At 59.8% G+C, this 22,269-nt stretch carries 17 protein-coding genes and 1 pseudogene; 4 read left to right on the top strand and 14 right to left on the bottom strand.

The annotated features are described in order from the left end of the window. Positions 1 to 109: 109 nt before the first annotated feature. Positions 110 to 1,396 carry an ABC1 kinase family protein gene (locus ACEPAJ_RS17105; RefSeq protein WP_425916436.1) on the top strand — a complete coding sequence of 429 codons (1,287 nt, stop codon included), beginning with the start codon at positions 110 to 112 and terminating at the stop codon, positions 1,394 to 1,396. On the opposite strand, the gene ACEPAJ_RS17100 is transcribed toward ACEPAJ_RS17105, so the two are convergent. Both ACEPAJ_RS17100 and ACEPAJ_RS17095 read right to left on the bottom strand, forming a co-directional pair. Next, positions 1,393 to 2,535, bottom strand: coding sequence for an ABC transporter substrate-binding protein (locus ACEPAJ_RS17100; RefSeq protein WP_425916434.1), 1,143 nt, complete (start codon positions 2,533 to 2,535; stop codon positions 1,393 to 1,395). The genes ACEPAJ_RS17105 and ACEPAJ_RS17100 overlap by 4 nt on opposite strands. A gap of 131 nt (positions 2,536 to 2,666) precedes the next feature. After that, positions 2,667 to 3,467 (bottom strand): substrate-binding periplasmic protein, encoded by an 801-nt coding sequence (locus tag ACEPAJ_RS17095; RefSeq protein WP_425916432.1) that lies wholly within the window; start codon positions 3,465 to 3,467, stop codon positions 2,667 to 2,669. A 173-nt stretch (positions 3,468 to 3,640) separates the two neighbouring features. Between ACEPAJ_RS17095 and ACEPAJ_RS17090 the strand changes: the two genes are divergently transcribed. Then, complete coding sequence (locus tag ACEPAJ_RS17090) at positions 3,641 to 5,008, top strand: choice-of-anchor I domain-containing protein (RefSeq protein ID WP_425916430.1); 1,368 nt, start codon at positions 3,641 to 3,643, stop codon at positions 5,006 to 5,008. A gap of 209 nt (positions 5,009 to 5,217) precedes the next feature. Here the strand turns inward: ACEPAJ_RS17090 and rlmF are convergent, their stop codons facing one another. From rlmF to ACEPAJ_RS17045, 9 genes and pseudogenes are all read right to left on the bottom strand, one after another. After that, entirely contained in the window at positions 5,218 to 6,246 is a 1,029-nt protein-coding gene (rlmF, locus tag ACEPAJ_RS17085; RefSeq protein WP_425916428.1) for a 23S rRNA (adenine(1618)-N(6))-methyltransferase RlmF, read from the bottom strand. Between the two features lie 93 nt (positions 6,247 to 6,339). Then, entirely contained in the window at positions 6,340 to 6,903 is a 564-nt protein-coding gene (locus ACEPAJ_RS17080; RefSeq protein WP_425916426.1) for a VTT domain-containing protein, read from the bottom strand. Between the two features lie 15 nt (positions 6,904 to 6,918). Beyond that, positions 6,919 to 7,215, bottom strand: a complete 297-nt coding sequence (locus ACEPAJ_RS17075) for a winged helix-turn-helix domain-containing protein (protein WP_425916424.1) — start codon at positions 7,213 to 7,215, stop codon at positions 6,919 to 6,921. A gap of 69 nt (positions 7,216 to 7,284) precedes the next feature. Then, complete coding sequence (gene nhaD, locus ACEPAJ_RS17070; RefSeq protein WP_425916422.1) at positions 7,285 to 8,661, bottom strand: sodium:proton antiporter NhaD; 1,377 nt, start codon at positions 8,659 to 8,661, stop codon at positions 7,285 to 7,287. A 156-nt stretch (positions 8,662 to 8,817) separates the two neighbouring features. Continuing rightward, complete coding sequence (gene nhaC, locus ACEPAJ_RS17065) at positions 8,818 to 10,338, bottom strand: Na+/H+ antiporter NhaC (protein WP_425916420.1); 1,521 nt, start codon at positions 10,336 to 10,338, stop codon at positions 8,818 to 8,820. A 130-nt stretch (positions 10,339 to 10,468) separates the two neighbouring features. Beyond that, positions 10,469 to 13,299: pseudogene (locus ACEPAJ_RS17060) on the bottom strand (valine--tRNA ligase). 116 nt (positions 13,300 to 13,415) lie between these two features. After that, positions 13,416 to 13,817 (bottom strand): DNA polymerase III subunit chi, encoded by a 402-nt coding sequence (locus ACEPAJ_RS17055; protein ID WP_425916418.1) that lies wholly within the window; start codon positions 13,815 to 13,817, stop codon positions 13,416 to 13,418. Between the two features lie 177 nt (positions 13,818 to 13,994). After that, positions 13,995 to 14,414 carry a DNA polymerase III subunit chi gene (locus ACEPAJ_RS17050; protein ID WP_425916416.1) on the bottom strand — a complete coding sequence of 140 codons (420 nt, stop codon included), beginning with the start codon at positions 14,412 to 14,414 and terminating at the stop codon, positions 13,995 to 13,997. 163 nt (positions 14,415 to 14,577) lie between these two features. Further along, positions 14,578 to 16,068: a leucyl aminopeptidase gene (locus ACEPAJ_RS17045; RefSeq protein ID WP_425916414.1), complete on the bottom strand. Its 1,491-nt coding sequence runs from the start codon at positions 16,066 to 16,068 to the stop codon at positions 14,578 to 14,580. 143 nt (positions 16,069 to 16,211) lie between these two features. On the opposite strand from ACEPAJ_RS17045, the gene lptF reads away from it, so the two are divergent. Both lptF and lptG read left to right on the top strand, forming a co-directional pair. Continuing rightward, positions 16,212 to 17,333, top strand: a complete 1,122-nt coding sequence (gene lptF / locus ACEPAJ_RS17040) for an LPS export ABC transporter permease LptF (protein WP_425916412.1) — start codon at positions 16,212 to 16,214, stop codon at positions 17,331 to 17,333. After that, entirely contained in the window at positions 17,326 to 18,387 is a 1,062-nt protein-coding gene (gene lptG, locus ACEPAJ_RS17035) for an LPS export ABC transporter permease LptG (RefSeq protein ID WP_425916410.1), read from the top strand. Before lptF ends, lptG begins: the two co-directional genes overlap by 8 nt. A 63-nt stretch (positions 18,388 to 18,450) precedes the next feature. Here lptG and ACEPAJ_RS17030 read toward each other — a convergent pair whose 3' ends face one another. From ACEPAJ_RS17030 to ACEPAJ_RS17020, 3 genes are all read right to left on the bottom strand, one after another. Next, entirely contained in the window at positions 18,451 to 18,945 is a 495-nt protein-coding gene (locus ACEPAJ_RS17030; protein ID WP_274088112.1) for an RDD family protein, read from the bottom strand. Between the two features lie 181 nt (positions 18,946 to 19,126). Continuing rightward, positions 19,127 to 19,339 (bottom strand): cold-shock protein, encoded by a 213-nt coding sequence (locus ACEPAJ_RS17025; protein ID WP_425916407.1) that lies wholly within the window; start codon positions 19,337 to 19,339, stop codon positions 19,127 to 19,129. Between the two features lie 2,550 nt (positions 19,340 to 21,889). Next, positions 21,890 to 22,258, bottom strand: coding sequence for a hypothetical protein (locus tag ACEPAJ_RS17020; protein ID WP_425916405.1), 369 nt, complete (start codon positions 22,256 to 22,258; stop codon positions 21,890 to 21,892). Positions 22,259 to 22,269: the final 11 nt, after the last annotated feature.

Genomic DNA, 22,269 nt, shown 5'->3' with positions numbered 1-22,269 from the left:
CCAAGGTGCGCGCTTGCGCGGCGCGGCTCTCGTCCATCGAACACCTTAATGCTTGGTACGTGCCAGGCAGCGGTGCATGATCGTGCTTCGTTCTGCTGAGTAGTCGCCCATGGCCAAGCCTCCTGTTGCTCCCCCGTCACCCTCTGCGCTCGGGCGTTTTCTGACCTTGGCAGGCACTGCCACGCGTATCGGCAGCCGTGTGCTGGGGCAAAAACTGATTTCTGGGCGCAGTGGTATTGACTGGCAGCCGGTGGCTGAGTTGCTGACGGATGTGTTGGGCGAGATGAAAGGCCCGGTGCTCAAGCTGGGGCAAATGGCGTCGCAGTGGCAGGGCGTGCTGCCGGAACCGGTGGCGCTTGCCCTGAGTTCGCTGCAGAACCGCGTCCCGGCCTTGCCCTTTAGCGCCCTGCGCGAGCATTTGCAGCAGGTGTATGGCGCGGACCTTGGTCAGTTCTTTCAGCAGATCGACGAGCAACCCTTCGCCGCGGCTTCGCTGGGCCAGGTGCACCGTGCCGTGGCGGCGGACGGCCGAGCGCTGGTGCTTAAGGTGCAATACCCGGGCATCGCCGAGATCTGCCAGGCGGATCTGCGTCAGTTGCGCCGCTTGCTGCCGCTGGGACGTTTGTTTCGCGCCCCAGCCGCGCAGCTGGAAGGCCTGCATAAAGAACTGGCGGCGGTCATTGCGGCCGAGCTGGATTACCCGGCAGAGATGCGCCGCTTGCAACACTTCCGCGCGCATTTTGCCGATTGGCCGGGCTTGCGCTTGCCGCAACCCTATGAGGACCTCTGTCGTCCCGGGGTTCTGGCGCTCAGCGAGGAAGCGGGGTTGTCGTTTGCCGAGGTCGGCCAGGCCAGTGCTGAAGTCCGCGAGCGCCTGGCCCTGACCCTGGTGCGCTGGCTGAGTGCTCAAGCGTTTGAATTAGGGCTGCTGCATGCCGACCCGCATCCGGGCAACTTTGCCTACACTGCGGCCGGTGAGTTAGTGGTGTATGACTTCGGCTGTGTACAGGCGTTGTCAGCGCCTTTGTTGGCGGCCTATGTGCAAGCCTACAAGGCCTTGCAGGCTCGCGATGGCGAGCAGCTGGAGCAAGCTTTTCAGGCGCTGGGCACACGCCAGCCGAAGTCGACCATCCCTTATGGCTTTTACCGCCAGCTGCATGGCTTGCTGGGGCCGTTGCTGCAGCCTGGTGTGCACTGGGATTTTGCCGCCATACCGCTGCATGAGCAGGTGCAGCGCCTGCTGCCGGATGTGCTGGGTGCGCTCGGCAGTTTGCAACCGTCACCAGCCACCTTGCTGGTCAACCGCACGCTGGAAGGCCATTACTGGAATCTCAGCCGCCTCGGCGTGGCGCTGCCGGTGGCGGACCTGCTGCAGGGGGCGCTGGCCGAACGCTAGCGCATTGTTGTCACGGTGACGGCTTTACCTTGCTCGATGCGTGTCAGGTAGACCGCATCGGAGCCCTGATGGCGGTTACGTGAAAACGCCACCGTGAAGCCACCGAGGTCCATATCAAGGTGCTCCAATGCGTCGATAAAGGTCTCGTGGGTGGGCTCTGCGCCGGCCTTGTGAAGCGCCTCAATAAACACCTGCGCGCCGATGTAACCCTCAAACGAGGCATGATCAAGGCTGTTGGCCTGCATGTCAGCCTGGTAGGCCTGGACCAACTGGCGTGAAGTGTCATGCGGCGAGGGTACAACTTGGGAGATGTAGACCCCATCCGCATCACGCCCCGCCACGGCGATAAGCCGCTCAGAGCCGATAAACGACACGCTGATAAAGCGCGTCTTGAAGTTCAGCGCTTTCGCCTGTTTGATCGCGGCCGCCAGTTGCTTGTAAGTGCCTACAAAGAACACCGCTTCTGGCTGAGTGCGCTGCAGCGCCTTGATGGCCTCCGCCACCTCCAGCGAGTTGCGCTGAATGCGCGCCTGCGCATAAATCTTCAGGTCGCGCTTGAGCAGGGCACCGTTAAGGCCGCTTTTGACGGATTCACCGAACGAGTCGTCCTGCATCAGGATGGCAATCTTGCTCAGCTTGAGGTCCTCGGTGATCCGCTCGACCAGCTGCTCGGTCTCCTCGATATAGGACGCCCGAATATTGAACACTTCGGGTTTTACCGGGGTGCGCAGGAATTCAGCCCCGCTAAACGGGAACAGGTAAGGCACCTGCGCCCGCTGGGCGATTGGCACGGCCGCGCGTGAGGTGGGTGTGCCGACATAGCCGAGCAGCGCAAACACTTGCCGCGTCTTGAGCAGGCTAAGGGTATGCGCCGCTGTGCGGCTGGGTTCATAGCCATCGTCGAGGCTGAGCAGGCTGATACGCCGGCCGTGAATGCCGCCTTCGGCGTTGATGCGCTGGAAGTAGGCCTGCACGCCGTTGCGCATGCTCAGGCCGAGCGCGGCGGCGGGGCCGCTTTGCGCATTGACCATGCCGACGCGGATCTCGTCGGGGCTTAACCCCGGTTCTGCGGCGGCGGATAACCCAGGCAGCAGTAGGCAGCTGATAAAAAGGCTTACCAGCCGCTGTCGAAACGTCATTGTTTGATTCCTGGCCATGGTCACTGGTCGCACTCGTGCCGAGTGTTGCATGGTTGCTTATGGTGGGCAGGCATGTGCTGCATGTAATCCTCTAAAACACTCTAGCCAGTTGTGTGCAACGCCCCAGACAATCACTCGCTTGCGGGGGCGGCAGCGGCGGGCGGCTCCAGCTGGTACTTGCCTTGTTGAAGGTCATCGAAATAGCGCTGGTAGCGCCCGCTTTCGCGGTACAGCTGCAGGCGTTTATTGAAGCGCTCAAGCAATGCCGGGCTGCTTTTCAGGCTTTTCGGCAGCATCAGGTAACTGCGATTAATCAGCAGCGGTTTGCTGTGATGGGTAATACGCGCCTGCTCCGCCGGGCTGAAGTGGCTGCGCAGTGAGGCATAACCCACGTTCATTTCCTGCGGATAGAGCACCACACGCTCCTTGAGCAGCTTTTCAAAGTTCTGCGTGTCGCTGGACACGCGCTCCATCTTGACCTTGCCGGTGGCGAGGAAATGATCGAAATCCGGCCCGTAGCTGTATTCCAAGCCGCCACCGAGGGTCATGCCGGTCAAGTCGTCAAAGCGACGCCAGTCAAAGGGCAGGCTTTTCAGGTGAAAGAACACAAACTGCTCATCCAGTAGCGGCTCGCTGAAGAGAAAATCAGCCTCGCGTTCATTCTTGTGCATCCACACGGCTGTAGCGTCAAAGCGGCCGGCAGCAGCAGAGGAATAGGCGCGCGGCCAAGGCAGGAACTGGAAGTTTACGCGGTAGCCCTCAGCGGCGAACAGGTCACTGATCAGGTGAGCGATGACGCCATTATGTTTTAAGTCGCTGGACAGGTAGGGCGGCCAGTCCCCGACGCTGATGTTCAACTCTGGCTGTTCGCTGGCTTGTGTGGGCAGCCCTAGGAGCAAGCACACAACGACGAACAGGTTTTTCCACTTCATTGATGCCCCTTACTGCAACCGATACTGCAGGTGCGTGTTTGCTCTCAGTACAGTAATACCATCGCCGTGCTGTGGATGAAACGCCATTAATGCGTCATTAAAACGTCATCTCGTGGGTTAAGACTGCTGCGGATTTGTTCAATTCCCCCTGTTTTTGCCTAAGGATAGTTACCGTGCTGCGAATCCCAACGTTGTGTGCGCTGTTTGCCCTGGCCCCATTGGCGTCGGCCCTGGAGCTGAAATCGCTGGGGCAGTATCAAAGCGGTTTTGCTGAAGGCACTGAAATTGTCAGCGTGCAGGCATCAAGCCTGCGCGTGGCTGTGTCCAATAGCGCCGAAGGCCTGGTGGATATTCTGCAGCTGGACCCGGTCAAGGGTCTTGATCGCCTGGCGCGCTATAACCTGGTGGCCGAGGCGGCTGGGGAGATCACATCGGTGGCCTTCCACCCCAACGACGACCTTTTTGCCGTGTGCATCCGCGACCGCGATGGCCTGACAAACGGTCGTATAGAGTTTCGCAGTGCGGCTGATGGCAAGCTGCTGAATACCCTGGAGGTTGGTGTTTGGCCAGACAGCGTAGGGTTTTCGCCCAAGGGTGATTTTGTTGTAGTGGCTAACGAGGGTGAGGGTTATGTGCGTGACGGTGCAGGCTTTCGCAGCGGTGAAGGTTCGATCAGCCTGATCGACCTGCGCGGTGGCGTGGTCGCGGCCAAACACAGCCTGATCAGCCTGCCGGACCTGGCCGGTGTCGAGGGCGCGACGCAGGCCGAGCACAAGCGGCTGCTGGAGCGGGAAATCGACGGTGAAGAGCTGAAAATTCCGTTCGGCACCAGCCCCGAGCATATTGAGCCGGAATACGTGGCCTTCAGCCCGGACGGAGCGCGCGCTTATATCAGCCTGCAGGAAAACAACGCGGTTGCCGTGATTGATGTCATGCAGGGCAAGTTGGACAAGGTGTTTGGCCTGGGCACGGTGCGTCATGCGGCGGATATTGTGGATGACGGCAAGTACGACCCGAGTGCTGAGCTGTTCGCCCTGCGCGAGCCGGATGCTGTGGCCGTAAGCGCCGATGGCAGCTACCTGATTACGGCTGATGAAGGCGACAGCGACCCTAAAATCGCCAAAACCAAGGTCGGCTTGCCCAGCGGTGGTGGCCGTACGGTTAGCGTATTTGATGCCATGAGCGGCAAATTACTTGGCGATACCGGCAGCCAGCTTGACGACAAGGCCGCCGCCGCCGGCGTTTATCCGGATGCGCGCAGCCCCAACAAAGGCAGCGAGCCGGAAGGCGTGGTGAGTTTCGATGCCTTCGGCAAACGTCTGGCGGTGGCTACCCTGGAGCGTGCGGATTCTTTGGCCCTGATCGATCTCGACCAGCCGGATCAACCGCAGGTGCTGCAAGTGATTGGAGCGGCTGAGGGCGCGGGTTCTGGCAAGCTTGCGCCTGAAGGGCTGGCGCATGTTGAGCACGATGGCCGACATTTCCTGGTTACTGGGCTGGAGAAGAGCGGCAACGTCGCGCTATTCGAACTGGTCAAATAACGCCTTGAAGCAAGCGTAGGATGGGTTAGCCGCAGCATATAACCGGCGCGATGTTGCTATAGCGTTGCGGCGAAACCCATCATGCGGCAGTGGGTAGCATGGCTATCACGAGGGACATCTATGTCCCTTGCCCTGCGGGCAGCTAAAGCTGTGCAATACGCCATCCTGCCGATTTGTCGCCGCGCTCAAAGTCCGCGCCCCGTACCATCCTACGACCAGCGTTCTTTACGCCATGCCTGTTGCTGCTCAGGCGTCTGGAACGTCCAGGCGACAAAGCGGCTCTGCTTTTGGCCCTGGGCCATTTCAACGGTCTGTACTTGTAGCGCACCAGCCTTCTTTAGTGCGCTATAAACCCCTGTCAGGTTGCCGGCCTTAGAGATCAGGCTGCTAAACCACAGCACCTGCTGGCCGACTTCGGCACTTTCTTTAATCAAACGGCTGACAAACGCCGCCTCGCCACCCTTGCACCACAACTCCGCCGCCTGGCCGCCGAAATTCAGCACCGGCAGTTTACGTTTGGGGTCGAGCTTGCCGAGGTTGCGCCACTTACGTTTGCTGCCGCTGCTGGCCTCTTCGGCACTGGCATGGAAGGGCGGGTTGCACAGCGTCAGGTCGAAACGTTCATCGCGGTTCAGCAGGCCCTGAAAAATATGCGTGCTGTCGCGTTGCTGGCGCAGTTCGATGGCGTCTCGCAAACCGGGGTTGGCCTGCACGATGGCCTTGGCTGAGGCGATGGCCTCGGCGGCAATGTCCGAGCCGAGAAACTGCCAGGCGTATTCGCGGTTACCCAACAGTGGGTAGATGCAGTTGGCGCCTACGCCGACATCCAGCGCGCGCACCTGGGCGCCGCGCGGGATCTCGCCAGCATTACTGGCGGCGAGCAGGTCTGCCAGGTAATGCAGGTAGTCCGCGCGGCCAGGGATCGGTGGGCACAGGTAATCTGCCGGAATATCCCACTGATTGATGCCATAGAACTGCTTGAGCAGCGCCCGGTTGAAGACCTTGACCGCCGCCGGGTTGGCGAAGTCGATGCTCTCATTGCCATACGGGTTGATGATCACAAACGCCGCCAGCTCCGGGCTGGCCTTGATCAGCGCGGGAAAGTCATAGCGGCCCTGATGGCGATTGCGCGGGTGCAGCAGCCCCTTGGCTGTATCGGGTTTGGCCGCAGCAGGCTTGCTGGGCGTAGGGCGCGGCGTTGCGGGTTTACGGCTGGGGCGTTTTGGCGGCAGGGACATGGCAGGCGGATCGCAGGCTTGGGGCGCGGGATTTTCCCACAGCTGGGCGCAGGTTGCTTGCTGGCAGTCTGTAAACTGCTCAGTGCCGGGCGGCTAGTGGGCAATATTCAGCAGTATCGCCAGGTAATCGAAGAACACGCAGTACAGGGCAATCGGCAGCGGCAGGCCCAGCAATGTGCCGAGCAGGTAGCTGCGAAAGCGCACGCCGGACAGCGCCAGTGTGTAGTTCAGCGCCGGCACGGTCTGAAACAGCATGCGCAAGATGATGATGCTGGTCAGTGGGCGGCGATCAAGCCCGCTCAGCAGGCGCTGCGCCAAGGGGCTGTTCAACTCGCGCAGGGCGTTACCGCCCAGATAACGAATGGTCACGTAGGTGGCGATGCAGGACACGCAAGCGGCTACGTAGGTGACGATGCCGCCATAGAGCCGGCCCAGGGCAAGCACCGCTGCAGCGAGAAACACCCAGCCAGGAATCTGGATCAGGTTGCCGAGGGCGAACAGCAGGGTAAACAGCAACAGGCCTGCGACCGGGTGCATAAGAATCAGCGCCTGCAGGGCCGGCAGATTGAATTGCGCGCGGATACCCAGGGCTTCGAACACGACGAACAAACCCAGGAGAAACACCATGACCAGTAACAGACGGTGCGAGCTGCGCATGCGGGTCTCGCGGGGTCAGGGATAACCGAGGGTGGCTTTGATCTGCCCCAGGTTCGCGGCAATCCACTGTGGATTGATCGCGCCCCAGCTGCGGATCACGTAGTGGCCAGCATTGTTGCGCTCGCCGGCGTCCTGCTCGAAGGTGCAGTCAATGTCCAGCTCGGCCAGCGCCGCGAGGGTGTCCTGGGCAGTGCGCCGGGGCATGCCGGTGGCCTCCATCAGTGCCGGCACGCTACAGGCCGTGCCGCTGTCGATCAGCCAGGCCACGTAGAGGCGGCGGTAAAAGCTGGTTTTGGTCTTGCTGACATCCATCAGTGCGGTGCTCCTGCGTTTAATCCAGGCGCGCGGTCAGTTGAGCGCGCCCTCTCCGGGTGAAGATAATCAGCCCAGGGTGGCAATGCCAATGTAGGTGGCTGCACCGGCGATATAACCGACAAAGGCCAGCAGGCTGATTTTCTTCAGGTACCAGATGAAGTTGATCTTCTCCATGCCCATGGCCGCCACGCCGGCCGCTGAGCCAATGATCAGGCAGCTGCCGCCGGTGCCGGCGCAATAGGCGAGCATTTCCCAGAAGGTGCCGTTGACCTGGAAGTTGCTCAGCCAGGTCGTATCCGCCCCGGCCAAGGCCAGCGCTTCTGGGCTCACCAGGGGGTACATTTTCATCGCGCCGGCCACCAGTGGCACGTTATCGACCACCGATGACAGCAGGCCGATGGCGATGTTGATGGCATAGACATCACCCAATCCTTCGCGCAGCAAGGTCGCGACCTGGGTCAGATGGCCGGCAGTGGCCAGGCTGGATACCGCCAGCAGGATGCCGAGGAAGAACAACACGCTGGTGGTGTCGATGCGGCGCAGCACGCCGACCACTGATAGTGGGTGTTTGTCTTCATCGTTTTTGCCGCGGTGGATGATTTCAGTCACCACCCAGAGCACGCCCAGGCCAAGCAGAATGCCCATGTAAGGCGGCAGGTGGGTCACGGTCTTGAACACGGGGACGAACACCAGTGCGCCAATCCCCAAAACAAACACCAGGTTGCGCTCGAATGGGGTGGTCGGGTCGCGGCGTTCTTCGGCCAAAGGCTTGACCTCGGCGCGCTGGATCTCACCCTTCATGGTCACGCTGAGAATCAACAACGGCACCAGCAGACACACCAGGCTCGGGATAAACAGGTTGGTCACGATACCGCTGGTGGTGACCTGGTTGCCGATCCACAACATGGTGGTGGTGACGTCGCCAATCGGTGACCAAGCGCCGCCGGCGTTGGCCGCGATCACCACGATGCCGGCGTAGAACCAGCGTTCTTTCTGATCCGAGACCAGCTTGCGCAGCAGCGAGACCATGACGATGGTGGTGGTCAGGTTATCCAGCGCCGCTGAGAGGAAGAAGGTGATCAGCGCGACGGTCCACAGCAGGGTGACGCGCTTGTTGGTGCGGATACGGTCGGTGATGACCTTGAACCCTTCATGGGCGTCGATCAGCTCGACGATGGTCATCGCGCCCATCAGGAAGAACAGAATCTCGGAGATCTCGCCCAAATGGTGGCGCAGTTCCTCGGTGACGTGGTGGCCATTGCTGCTGGCGCCGGCCGTGCCTGAGCCAATCAGCGGCAGAATGGTGTCGGCACCGAGCACCAATAAGGTCCAGCAGATCACCGCGGTGAGGATCGCCGAGGCGGCCTTGTCGATTTTCAGTGGGTGTTCGAGGGCGATGCACAGGTAACCGAGGACAAAGATCAATGCCATCAACGCATACATGGTCAGAATTCCATTTGCAGGGCTTTTTTATTGAATTAGAGGTGCCAGAGGTTTTGATGCGTCGACGAAGATGCCTGAATTGCTCAGAAATTGGCAGGCTATTTATCGCGCAGCCAGTGCGCCTGCGCCCTGCATGGGCGATTTCTGACTGATCGGTTAGTGCTGCAGCGCCCCAGTTGCGCGGTGTTGCGCAACTGGGGCGGGCTTTTCGATTAAGCCTGCGGCAGGGCGTCGCGCACAGCCGTGGGGGGGCGCAACCGGTTGCGGCGGGAAGATAAACGCGAGGAACATCGCCAGCAGCGGCATCAGTAAGTTAAAGAAGCAGTACGGCAGGTAGCTCAGGGTCGCGACACCGAGGGTGGCCGCCATGTAAGCCCCGCAGGTGTTCCACGGCACCAGCACCGAGGTCAGGGTGCCGCCGTCTTCCAGGGCGCGCGACAAGGTCACCGGGGCAAGGCCGCGCTTGGCGTATTCCTCACGGTACATGCGCCCGGGCAGCACAATGGCGATGTATTGGTCGGCGGTGATGATATTGCTGCCAATGGTGGTGGCGATGGTGCTGGCGATCAGGCTGCTGGTGCTTTTCGCCAGGTGCAGGGTGCTTTGCAGCAGGCGTTGCAGCAGGCCGAGTTTTTCCAGTACGCCGCCAAAGCACATGGCGCAGATGATCAGCCATACGGTGGTGAGCATGCTGCCCATGCCGCCCTTGGACAGCAGGCCATCCAGCGCCACGTTGCCGCTGTTGGACTCGTAACCGGCGAACAGTGCGGTCCACACGGTTTTCAGTGGCGCCAGCGCGCCTGCAGCGGGGTCGGCCAGGCGTTGCATGACATCCGCCTGAAAGATCAGCGCAAACACCGCGCCGACCAGTGCGGCGAGAAACACTGCAGGAAAGGCCGCCCACTGGCGCACCGCCAGAAACAGCAAAAACGCCACCGGCAGCAGCAGGTGCCAGCCGAGGCTGAACTGGCTCTCAAGGGCTTGCAGCACCTCGGCGATACGCGCGGTGTCATGGCTACCGCTGGCTTGCTGACCGAGGATAAAGAAGATCACCAAGGCGATTAGCAGCACTGGCACGGTGGTCTGCAGCATGTAGCGAATATGCGCGAACAGGTCGGCACCAGCGGCGGCGGGCGCCAGGTTGGTGGTGTCCGATAGCGGCGAGAGTTTGTCACCAAAGTAGGCGCCGGAAATAATCGCGCCGGCGGTGATAGCCGGGTCCAGGCCCAGGCCGGCGGCTACGCCCATCAGGCCAATACCTAGGGTGCCGGCTACGGTCCAGGAGCTGCCGATGGACAGCGCCGTGAGGGCGCAGATCAGGCAGCTGGTGACGTAGAAGTATTCGGCTGAAATCAGCTTGAGGCCGAACCAGATCATGGTCGGTACGGTGCCGGCGAGAATCCAGGTGCCGATCAGCGCGCCAACCGCCAGCAGAATCAGGTTGGCCTTCATGGCCATATGGATGCCAGCGAGGATACCTTCCTCGATTTGCACCCATTGCAGGCCATTTTTCAGGCCGATCAGGCCGGCGACAAAGGCGGCGCTCATCAGTGCAATCTGGTTGGGCCCACTGGAGGAGCTGTCGCCGTACAGGTAAACGGAAAGGGCCAGCAAGACCACCAGTACGCCGATGGGCAGTAGGGCGTCGAGCAGGGAAGGGGAGCGTGCATCAGTCATGGGTGTACCGATCAATCAATGGAAACAGGCAAAGGCGGCCGCCACGACGGGCAAGGCGTCGCGGGTAAACCCTTCCTATGAAAAAACAAAACCCGCGCCGGTAAGGGCGCGGGCTTGATATGGCAGTGGCTTAGAGCGCGGCGATTTTGCCGCGCTGTTCGACCATCTTGCCCAGTGCTTGCTCGGCCTCTGCCAGCTTGGCGCGCTCTTTGTCGAGCACTTCGGCTGGCGCTTTGGCGACGAAGCCTTCGTTGGCCAATTTTCCGCCGACGCGTTTGACTTCGCCATCCAGACGGGCGATTTCCTTATCCAGGCGCGCCAGTTCGGCGTCCTTGTCGATCAGCCCGGCCATCGGCACCAGCACCTGCATGTCGCCAACCAAGGCGGTGGCAGACATCGGTGCTTCTTCGCCGGCTTCCAGCACGCGTACCGACTCCAGCTTGGCCAGCTTGTTCAGCAGCGGCGCATTGTCGGCCAGGCGGCGCAGGTCTTCCGCGCTGGCGTTCTGCAGGATGATGTCGATGCGCTTGGCCATGGAGATTTTCATCTCGCCACGGATCTGGCGCAGGCCGAGCATCAGCTGCTTGACCCACTCGATATCGCCTTCGGCAGCGGCATCGATGCGGCTCTCATTCGCCACTGGCCAGGCCTGCAGCATGATGGTGTCACCACTGACACCCGCTTGCGGCTTGATCCGCTGCCAGATTTCTTCAGTGATAAACGGCATAAACGGATGCGCCAGACGCAGCGCCACTTCCAGCACGCGCACCAGGGTGCGACGGGTGCCACGTTGGCGTTCGATGGACGCGTTCTCGTCCCACAGCACGGGCTTGACCAGCTCCAGGTACCAGGCGCAGTACTCGTCCCAGATGAATTCGTAGAGTGCGTGTGCGGCCAGGTCGAAGCGGAAGGCATCAAGCTGACGGGTCACTTCGGCTTCAGTGCGCTGCAGGGCGGAGATGATCCAGCGGTCTACCGAGGACAACTCGACTTCTTCACCGTTAACGCCAGTGTCCTGGCCATCGGTGTTCTCGATGACGAAGTTGGCGGCGTTCCAGATCTTGTTGCAGAAGTTGCGGTAACCCTCAACCCGGCCCATGTCGAACTTGATGTCGCGGCCGGTGGAGGCCAGCGCCAGGTTGGTGAAGCGCAGGGCGTCGGTGCCGTAGGCGGCGATGCCGTCAGGGAATTCCGCTTTGGTCTGCTTGGCGATCTTCTCGGCGAGCTTCGGTTGCATCAAACCGGTGGTGCGTTTCTCCAGCAGGGCGTCGAGGGTGATGCCGTCGACAATATCCAGCGGGTCGAGCACGTTGCCCTTGGACTTGGACATCTTCTGGCCCTGGCCATCGCGTACCAGGCCATGTACGTACACGGTCTTGAACGGAATCTGCCCGGTCAGGTGGGTCGACAGCATGATCATCCGGGCGACCCAGAAGAAGATGATGTCGAAACCGGTCACCAGTACGTCGGTCGGGTGGAAGGTTTTCAGTGCATCGGTCTGCTCAGGCCAGCCGAGGGTGGAGAAGGTCCACAGGCCGGAGCTGAACCAGGTGTCCAGCACGTCTTCGTCCTGGCGCAGGTTAGCGTCGCCAAGGTTGTGTTCAGCGCGCACTTCCGCTTCGTCACGGCCGACATAGACGTTGCCGGCATCGTCGTACCAGGCCGGAATACGGTGACCCCACCACAGCTGACGGCTGATGCACCAGTCTTGGATGTCGCGCATCCAGCTGAAGTACATGTTTTCGTACTGCTTGGGCACGAACTGGATTTCACCGCTTTCGACCACAGCGATGGCTTTTTCTGCCAGCGGCTTGGTGCTCACATACCACTGGTCGGTCAGCCACGGCTCGATGATGGTGCCGGAGCGGTCGCCTTTCGGCACTTTCAGCGCGTGCGGCTCAATGCCTTCAAGTAGCCCGGCGGCTTCGAAGGCAGCAACGATCTGCTTGCGCGCTTCAAAGCGGTCGAGGCCGGCGAACTGCGTTGGCAGGCTGCCGTCGAATTCGCTGTTAACGCTGCCATCGATGTTGAACGCCTGGACTTGCGCCAGTACCGCCGCGTTTTTGTCGAAGATGTTCAGCAGCGGCAGGTTGTGGCGTTTGCCGACTTCATAGTCGTTGAAGTCGTGGGCTGGGTGATCTTCACGCAGCCGGTGCCGAATTCGGGGTCGCAGTAGTCGTCAGCGATGATCGGAATGCGCCGGCCTACTAGAGGCAGCTCGACGAAGGTGCCAATCAGCGCTTGGTAGCGTTCGTCACTCGGGTTTACCGCAACGGCGCTGTCGCCGAGCATGGTTTCCGGGCGAGTGGTGGCGACGATCAGGTAGTCCTTGCCGTCGGCGGTTTTGTTGCCGTCAGCCAGCGGGTAACGCAGGTTCCAGAGGCTGCCTTTCTCGTCGTGGTTTTCCACTTCGAGGTCGGAGATGGCGGTGTGGAACTTGGTGTCCCAGTTGACCAGGCGCTTGCCGCGGTAGATCAGGCCGTCTTTGTGCAGGCGTACGAAGGCTTCTTTAACCGACTCGGACAGGCCGTCGTCCATGGTGAAGCGCTCGCGCGACCAGTCCACCGAGCTGCCCAAACGGCGAATCTGCCGGGTGATGGTGCCGCCGGACTGTTCTTTCCATTCCCAGACTTTTTCCAGGAACTTCTCGCGACCCAGGTCGTGGCGGCCAATGCCGTCAGCGGCGAGCTGACGTTCAACCACCATTTGGGTGGCGATGCCGGCGTGGTCGGTGCCCGGTTGCCACAGGGTATTGCGGCCCTGCATGCGGCGGAAACGGATCAGCGCATCCATGATCGAGTTGTTGAAGCCGTGACCCATGTGCAGGCTGCCGGTGACGTTCGGCGGCGGGATCATGATGGTGTACGGCGCGCCTGCACCTTGCGGGGCGAAATAGTTGTTCGCTTCCCAGTTCTGGTACAGGGCAGTTTCAATGGCGTGCGGCTGGTAGGTCTTGTCCATGCGCGGCGGGACCCTTATGACGGCTAGACGGAAAAGCCGGCAAGTATAGCGGGGATGGCCTGTGTGACGTAAGGGTGAGCGCGCCGGGGCTGACTGATGGGCGTGTGCGCCCGTGCTTATGGCCGGCGTGGTGGCAGCAGGCGCGCCAGACGTGCTTCCAGGCGGCGTTTCAGCTCGGCCTCGATCTGCGGCACAAAGTCGTCGATCACGTCTTGCAGGATCAATTGGGCGGCGGCGCGCAGTTCACTGTCCAGGCGGTTCACCTCGCTGTCGCGGCTGATGCTCTGGTTGACGGTTTCACGCAGGGTATGTGGCGCTGGCGGCTCGGTAGGCTTGGGCGCAGGGCTGGGTATGCCGGGCGCCGGCGTGACGATCTCGGAGAGCAGGGGGATGCTGTCCGGGTCGATCGAGTCAATCAGTAAGGGTGGTTCGAGGTTTTCATCGCCCAGCAGTTGGCGGATCGACTCCAGGTCGTTCAGCAGGTGTGCGGGTTTGTTCGGTGTGTTTGGGTTGTCCATGGTGTGCAACTAGCAGGCGGTTGAGAAGCGTAGGCGAGGCGGGCAAGGGCGGCGCAGTTTACCTGTTGTAAATCAGCATGACGCGTTTTCGGCTCGCGCTAACGCAGGTTAGCTGCAGTAGCCTTACGCGCCGCTTTAACGCCGGTTTGCCAGCGCCGGTGGTTTTGCAACGGCCGGTTAGAGTTCGACTCGTTTGGGATCATACCCGCGCTGACGATAGCTGCGGAAATTCTCCCGGCAGGCGGTCAGCAGGTCGGGTTCCTGATTGACGATCTCAATCACCCGGCTGAAGTGTTCAACTTGCGGTGACAGGTCGCTCCCCAGGTTGATCAGCACACCTTGGGCGCTCGCAGGTTCCTCATTCAGGCCAATCACCACCGGTGCTTGCGCATCGTCCTGATGCAGGCTGTGCGGCACAAAACTTTCTGCCTTAAAGCGCCACAGCAGTTCGTCCAGTTCGCTGCACTGCGCCGCATCGCTGCCGCGCAAGAATACCGGCAGACCAGCACGCCAGGCCTTCATGGCCAGCTGACAGGCCGCGCGCAAACGGTCACCCGGTAGCGTGGTGGAGAGTACATAGAATTCAATTCGGGGCATGGCGGTACGCTTGGGCGTTAGTTGCAGGAGCGGCTTGCTGATAGGCGCGCAGCTTACCAGTCAATCGCGGTCAAGACCGCTCCTACAATGCGCCAGGGGTGTAAGGCCCGCTTCGGATCGCGCGCGCCAAGACCACGACGCGCAGCTGATCCGTTGCAGGTTCTTAGGCGTTGCTGCGATCCAGCAGGTATTGCGTCAGCATCGGCACCGGACGGCCCGTTGCGCCTTTGTCCTTACCACCGCTGATCCATGCTGTGCCGGCGATATCCAGGTGCGCCCAGTGGTAGTTTTTGGCAAAGCGCGAGAGGAAGCAGCCCGCGGTGATGGTGCCGGCTTTCGGCCCGCCGATATTGGCGATGTCGGCGAATGGGCTGTCGAGCTGTTCCTGGTACTCGTCGTACAACGGCAGCTGCCAGGCGCGGTCGTCGGCGGTCAGGCCAGCGCCGAGAATCTGCTGCACCAGTTCATCGTTATTGCCCATCAGGCCAGAGACGTTGCTGCCTAGGGCGACGATACAGGCGCCGGTGAGGGTGGCGATGTCGATCACGGCTTGCGGCTTGAAGCGCTCGGCATAGGTCAGGGCGTCACACAGCACCAGACGGCCTTCGGCGTCGGTGTTGAGGATTTCCACGGTTTGCCCGCTCATGGTGGTGACGATATCGCCTGGGCGAGTCGCGCCGCCGCTCGGCATGTTTTCTGCGCAGGCCAGCAGGCAGACCAGGTTGATTGGCAGTTGCAGCTCAAGTACGGCTTTAAGGGTGCCGAACACGCTGGCGGCGCCGCACATGTCGTACTTCATTTCATCCATGCCGGCCGATGGCTTGATGCTGATGCCGCCGGTATCGAAGGTGATGCCTTTACCAACCAGGGCGTAAGGCTTCTCGGTTTTCTTGCCGCCCTGGTAGTTGAGCACGATCATCCGTGGTGGCTGGTCGCTGCCTTGGGCCACGGCGAGAAAGGCGCCCATGCCGAGTTCCTTGAGCTTCTTCTCGTCAAGGATTTCGACTTTGAGGTTCTTGTAGGCCTTGCCCAGCGCCTTGGCTTCTTCCGCCAGGTAGCTTGGGTGGCAGAGGTTGGGGGGCAGGTTGCCGAGGTCCTTGGTGAAGGCCATGCCGGTGGCAATCGCCTGAGCATGGCTGCTGGCGCGCTCAGTGTCGGCCAGGTTGGTTTTTTCAGTGAGCAGGGTGAGTTTCTTCAGTGCACCGGCTTCGGCCTTCAGGCTCTTGAAGCGGTCAAAGCAGTAGCCCGCATCGGCCAGGCTTTCCACCATCAGGCGGGTTTTGCCGTAGCTGTCGCGGTTTTTGACCTGAAGTTCGTCGAGCGCCAGTACCGCGTCGCTGCCGCCGAGGTTTTTCAGGCTGCTATAAACGCTAGTGATCACTTTGCGCAGTTGGCGATCAGACAGTTCGCTGTCCTTGCCAGTGCCGACCAGCAATACGCGTTCGGCTTTGAGGTTGGGCAGGTTGTGCACCAGCAAGGTCTGGCCAACCTTGCCGGCCAGGTCGCCACGCTTGAGCAGCGCGCTAATGGCGCCATCGCAGACACTGTCGACGGCCTTAGCGGTTTCGCCAAGTTTGCGGCCTTCGCCGACAGGGATAACCAGGGTGGCGGTTTTTAGTGTTTCTGGGCGTACGCTTTTAACAATAAATTCCATTACGTGGTGTCCCCAAGACAACGAGTCGCTATTACAGGATAATGCCGGCTGAAATTTCGAGGTTCGCCCGTTGAGCGAGCCGGCAAGCAGTCTGGCTAGTTTGAGCGTAGCCAGCTGAGCCTGACAACCCTGGAGTGTCTGGTTTGATCGTCTTCCGTTATCTGTCCCGTGAAGTGTTACAGACCTTAGGCGCCGTAAGTGCGGTGCTGTTGGTCATAATTATGAGTGGTCGCTTTATTCGTTATTTGGCCCAGGCGGCGCAAGGGGCACTCGACCCTAGCGTGCTGCTGATGATCATGGCCTATCGAATTCCCGGTTTCTTGCAGCTGATTCTGCCGCTCGGGCTGTTTCTCGGCATTCTCCTGGCCTATGGGCGGATGTACCTGGACAGTGAGATGACCGTGCTCTCGGCCACCGGCATGAGCCAGCAGCGCTTGTTTGCCTACAGCCTGGCGCCGGCAGCCCTGGTGGCGTTGCTGGCCGGCTGGCTCAGTCTGGGTCTGGCCCCGCAAGGTGTTGAACATGTGGCGCGGATTCTTAATCAGCAGAGTGCCCTGACTGAGTTGGATACCCTGGAGCCAGGGCGTTTTCAGTCGATGCGCAATGGTTCACGAGTGACTTACACCGAAGAGTTATCCGAGGACCGTGGCGCGTTGGCCGGGGTGTTTATCTCCGAGACTCAGCTGTCTCGAGCAGGTGACAAAGAGCGCGGTATTTCTGTGCTGGTGGCAGAGTCCGGGCGTCAAGAGATTCAGCCAGACGGCAGCCGCTACCTGATTCTGGAAAATGGTTACCGCTACGACGGCAATCCGGGGCAGGCCGATTACCGCGCCATCAAATACGACACTTACGGCGTGCTGCTGCCCAAACCAGAAGTGGCCACTGAGGTTACGGAGCGCGAAGCGATCCCGACGCGCGAGCTGATTGGTAGCGACAATCCACGTATGCAGTCCGAGTTGCAGTGGCGCTTGTCGATTCCCCTGCTGGTGTTTGTCGTCACCTTGCTGGCGGTGCCTTTGTCGCGGGTCAACCCACGGCAAGGGCGATTCCTCAAGCTGTTACCCGCGATCCTGCTTTACATGGCTTACCTGGCGCTGCTGATCGGTGCACGTGGTGCGCTGGACAAGGCAAAAATTCCATCAGCGTTGGGCTTGTGGTGGGTGCACGGGCTGTTCGCATTGATCGGCCTGCTGTTGCTGTATTGGGAGCCGCTGCGTTTGCGCTGGGCGGCCCGTCGTGTGGCGCAGGAGGTGGCCCGTGGTTAAGTTGGATCGTTATATCGGCACCCAGGTGTTTCTCGCCATCATTGCGGTGTTGGGCATCATTGTTGGTCTGGCCCTGCTGTTCGCTTTTATTGATGAGCTGGGCGATGTCGAGGACAGCTATACCCTCTTGGATGCGCTGGGCTATGTGCTGCTGACGGCGCCGCGGCGTATCTATGAAATGCTGCCAATGGCCGCGCTGATCGGCTGTTTGATCGGTCTGGGTTCGCTGGCCAGTAATAGTGAGCTCACCATCATGCGCGCCGCCGGAGTCTCGATTGGGCGGATTGTCTGGGCGGTGATGAAGCCAATGCTGGTGCTTATGCTGGTCGGCTTGCTGATCGGTGAGTACCTGGCGCCGTATAGCGAGAATCAGGCGCAAGCCAGTCGCGCCATGGCCCAGGGCGGTGGTGAAGCGCAGACATCCAAGCACGGTATGTGGCATCGCCAGGGGCAAGAGTATGTGCATATCAATGCCGTGCAGCCGGATGGTGTGCTGTTCGGTGTGACCCGCTATCGCTTTGATGAGCAGAAGCGCATGCAGTCCGCAAGCTTTGCCCGTCGTGCGCAGTACCAAGGCGATCACTGGCAGCTGGAAGACGTGTCGACCACGCATTTCCGTGAGCGCAGCAGTGAAGTTATCCAGCAGGCGAACGAGCGTTGGGATGTTGAGTTGACTCCTCAGTTGCTCGGCACTGTAGTGCTGGCGCCTGACGCGCTGTCGATGACCGGGCTGTGGAGTTACATCCACTACCTGGCTGAGCAGGGTCTGAACAATAGCCAGTACTGGTTGTCGTTCTGGACCAAGGTGCTGCAGCCATTGGTAACGGCCGCGCTGGTGCTGATGGCGATCTCCTTTATCTTCGGGCCGTTGCGTTCAGTGACCCTCGGTCAGCGCGTATTTACCGGCGTGCTGGTGGGTTTCGTGTTCAAGATCAGCCAGGACCTGCTCGGGCCGTCGAGCCTGGTGTTCGGTTTCTCGCCGTTGCTGGCGGTGTTGATCCCGGCAGGCATCTGCGCTCTCGCGGGTATGTTTCTACTGCGCCGCGCCGGTTAATCAGGCGCAAAAAAAAGCCGGCGTCCCCACTGTGGGTACGCCGGCTTTTTTTATGCCTGCGGTTTACTTCTTGTGAATATTCTTCGGCAGCTGGATGACTTGGCTGTCTGAGTAAATGTCGTGCCAGCTGCGCTTCTCCTTGTCCCGAAGGATCCAGAGAAAGCCCAGGCCGAACAGCAGCCAAGAGCCTATGGCAACCAGGAAGCGCAGCAGTGCCTGCCACAGGCTGATGGCAGAACCGTCACTGTTCTGAATGCGCAGGCCCCAGACCTGCATGCCCAGCGTCTGACCGCTGTGGGTCCAGAACTTGGCGAAGAACCCAAACAAACTGAAAAACAGCAGGGTCGAGAGCAGGGGGTCGCCATCCAGTGCGCCGGCATCGGACATCTGCTTGAGCTGCGCCTCGCCATAGAAGCCCATCAGGATCAGCTTGTAGATAAAGGTCACCACGATCAGCAGTGCGATGCATAGCAGGAAGTCATAAAACATGGCAGCAAGGCGGCGGATCAGTCCGGCGCTGGGGAATTCACCCTGCGGGCGCAGCAGGTGGTTTGGCATGATGGGCTCTTTACTCGGTCGGCTGGCTGAATGGCGGCAACAATACGGCATTCATGGCTGGAAAAAATGGCCGCGAGGCATTTTGGCGTCGTTCGGCGGCGGCCTGTGGTGTGCTTACGGTGGATGATGGGCCATAAAAAAACCCTGATGGCGTCACCAGGGGTTCTTTGAGTCGGCAGGCTTATTCCTGAACTTGGACTTCGTCAGCCTGCATGCCTTTCTGCCCTTGCACCGCGATAAAGCTGACTTTTTGGCCTTCTTTCAGGCTCTTGAAGCCGTTGCTCTGGATCGCGCGGAAGTGCACGAACAGGTCCGGACCATCTTCTTGGGCGATAAAGCCAAAACCTTTCTCGTCGTTAAACCACTTGACGGTACCGTGCTGACGATTCGACATGGTGTATTTCCTTGAACCTAGAGTTGATGACAGCCACTACTCGACATGAGGGGCTGATACTGGTTGCAAGGCGGTGTGTGACGCTGAACTGGATGTAGCGGATCTCGATGATCGACTGCACCAGGTCACGACTTTTCGCGACCCATGCAAACACAGTGGCGCAAACTTTACGCCAGCGGCCAGGCATATGCCAAGCCTGCCAGCGCATGCATATACCGGCTTCAAACCACGCCTGCGCGGGTTTCATCGCAAGTGTGCGGGCGGATGATTTAGGGTGCATAAGGCGCTTTCGCCTCGCTGTCCTAATGCCTTGCCGCTTTATTGCAGGCAATAAAAAAGGCCTTGATAATCAAGTCCTTTTTCGAGATTTATGGTCCGGGGGAGACTCGAATCTGGCGCTACAGGCCACGTATTTGTTGGGTTTAAGGTCTGTGTGGTTTTCGATCTACTCACAAATCTACTCACTATTTGTTTTGTGCCCACCTAAAACATGAATTTTGGGGCGTAAGAAAAGGCACCACCGTCGTTCGGCCAGCCGGTGCCAGTCGTGTTGACCATAGCCTTGTTAATGTCGCAGCCTCTCGGTAGCGCACTCACTCGCTCAAGGATGACCAGTTATGTCGATGCCAGTCGTTACCTACGGTTGTACCACATGCGATCTTAGCTGCTGGGACGCAGGCACCTGGGGTTACAGGTATTACCTGTATGGCGAAATCAAGGTGCGGATGCGGGTCGCCATTGGCTGGTGCCACGCATGCGCTGACCTTGGAGTGATTGAAGTCCTACCTGATGCTGCTGGCGAGCTGGAGTGCCAACGAACGCTGGAGGCCTGCCGGGCCGAACTTAGCGAAGTGCTTGTCACTGACCCACCCCTTAAGCGCTGGTGGCAGTTCTCGGCTAACAAAAGCACCAGGCAGATGATATTGGCGGGCGCAGTCAAATCAGCAGCGGAGGCGCTCGCTGAATATCAGTTAGCGCGCGAAGCGTTGTCCTCGAGGGGCAGCCGGGGGCGCTGCCTGAGCTGCGGGTCTGATGATTGCCTACAGCTGCCACCGCATGAAGCCAAGTACTACGATCCAGAGCCAGTGCCAGAACCTGTCGGCCTTGAGCATCCAGGCTGCGGCGGACAGCTGACGATATTCTGTGATGATCTGCGCCTCAATATGCGGCTGACAGAGAAGGGGTATGACCTTGAAGGCTTTCTGGTGGAAGAGGTTATGCCGGAGCGCTAAGCGCAATGTCGCGTAGAGCTGCGAGAAACGGGCTATTTGCTGGCAACTATGGTGGAAACCTCTCGTTTGGAAACGTGTGATGCCCGCACGGTAATACCCGCTTGCCTCGCGTACGCGCGCGTATTGGTCCCTAAACTATGCTGGTGCCGCCATGCAATCAAGGCCGCCTGCCGCCTGAATGTAAACTTTTGACAGCACGCATCACGCATTGTTGGGCGCAGTAATCACGGCCGGAAGGTTAGCTTCTGTTAGCACGTCAGCCTCGCGCGCACGCGCGTATCTGTTACGAAACTCGCTGCCGGTAATACGTTTTACCGCTCTAGGGCAACGGTCTCCGGCCATATCAGTGGCAGTAAAGCGCTTACCTAAAAGTGAGGTTCTGTGAGGTTCTGCGGCTTGCCTGGATGACAGGTTTTGACAGGTTCGAGGGCGGCCAGAACTGAGGTTTTATGAGGTAGCCGGCTACCCGCGCTTGCGTGTGCGTAGGGGTGTTAACTCGGGTGTTAACACCGTTTCCAATTGGCGGCCCAATGCACCGTTTTGCTGGATACCGCTTTGGATACCTCGCTACTGGATACCAGCGCTTTGGCCTTCGCTTTGGTCTACGCATTCACGCCGCGCGCAGTGCTATGCACATTGGTGGGACTATTTAGCTACTGGTCTAAGGCGCACGGTTGGCGCTGGGCTGGTGCGTAATTTGTAGCTGATCAGTTATTCAGACCGTGCTTGGAACGCAGCAATTCGTCAATTGTCACCGGTGCGGCGCTGTCTTTGATGACAGTTACGCCAGGCGTATTAGTGAAATCGCCTCGCATGGCTTCTCGTCGTGCCATGCGTGATCGAAGTATTTCACTCATTGTTGGCGCCCGGGAGCTATCCCTTACAATGGTTACTTTGGTCTTGCCCTGCGTAGGTTTTGGCTGGCCCATTATATTGGTAGAGGCTTGATTCCTGAGGTGCGCTACCTCCGACTCTAGCCTGTCTATCTCTTTAGGCTGAGACTGCCTTTTGACAGCAAGACTTGCATCCCCTACGTCCGCATTGCAGGGGATCGAAGAAAACTCCAGGCCTCCATCAGGCTTTACGCATTTGAATATTTGCGCGTTAGCGTTAGCAGATATAGTTAATAACGCTGCCATCACAAGTATCTGCCTCATTGGGCGAACTCCTTTTCAATGCTTGTATTCTTCACTGGCACGCCGTTTACCGAAACGGCTACCGATCGATTCATTCGGAACCTATCTGTCGATACTCTCATCTCCCAAACGCCCTGATCTTCACTCATCATGCGGTGGTTTCGCAACGCTATTTCTGCATATCACATCACGTGCAACACAGGCGGCAGCTTCGGCCCAAACACTTCACCAGGGGCGAACGGGTCAGCTAGCAGGTGCTCAAGGCAGGCGCGGATAAAGTCAGTCATGCCCTCGCCCCGGGCCTCGCTCTGTCGGTCGGCGCTGTCTTCCAGGCGTGCGATAAAGGCCAAACCCTGCAATGTTTCGTCACCCTCTATACGGGCCTGCTTACGGTGTATCGGATTGATGCTCAGGTGGTCGGCCAATTGATCGAAGCTAAGCGCAACAGCGATGCCTTCCCAGTCGTGAATGATGCTTTGCCCGTATGCGATCAGCACACGGCGCAGTGCGTCAAGTTCTGCGGTGTGGTGGTCGCTGGCGTGCCCATCCATTGTGTCTACTT

This window comes from Pseudomonas sp. GWSMS-1 (assembly GCF_049847425.1).
In the GTDB taxonomy this organism is placed as follows: domain Bacteria; phylum Pseudomonadota; class Gammaproteobacteria; order Pseudomonadales; family Pseudomonadaceae; genus Aquipseudomonas.
Note: the sequence above shows the minus strand (reverse complement) of the source record. Positions and strands in the feature narration are given on the sequence as shown.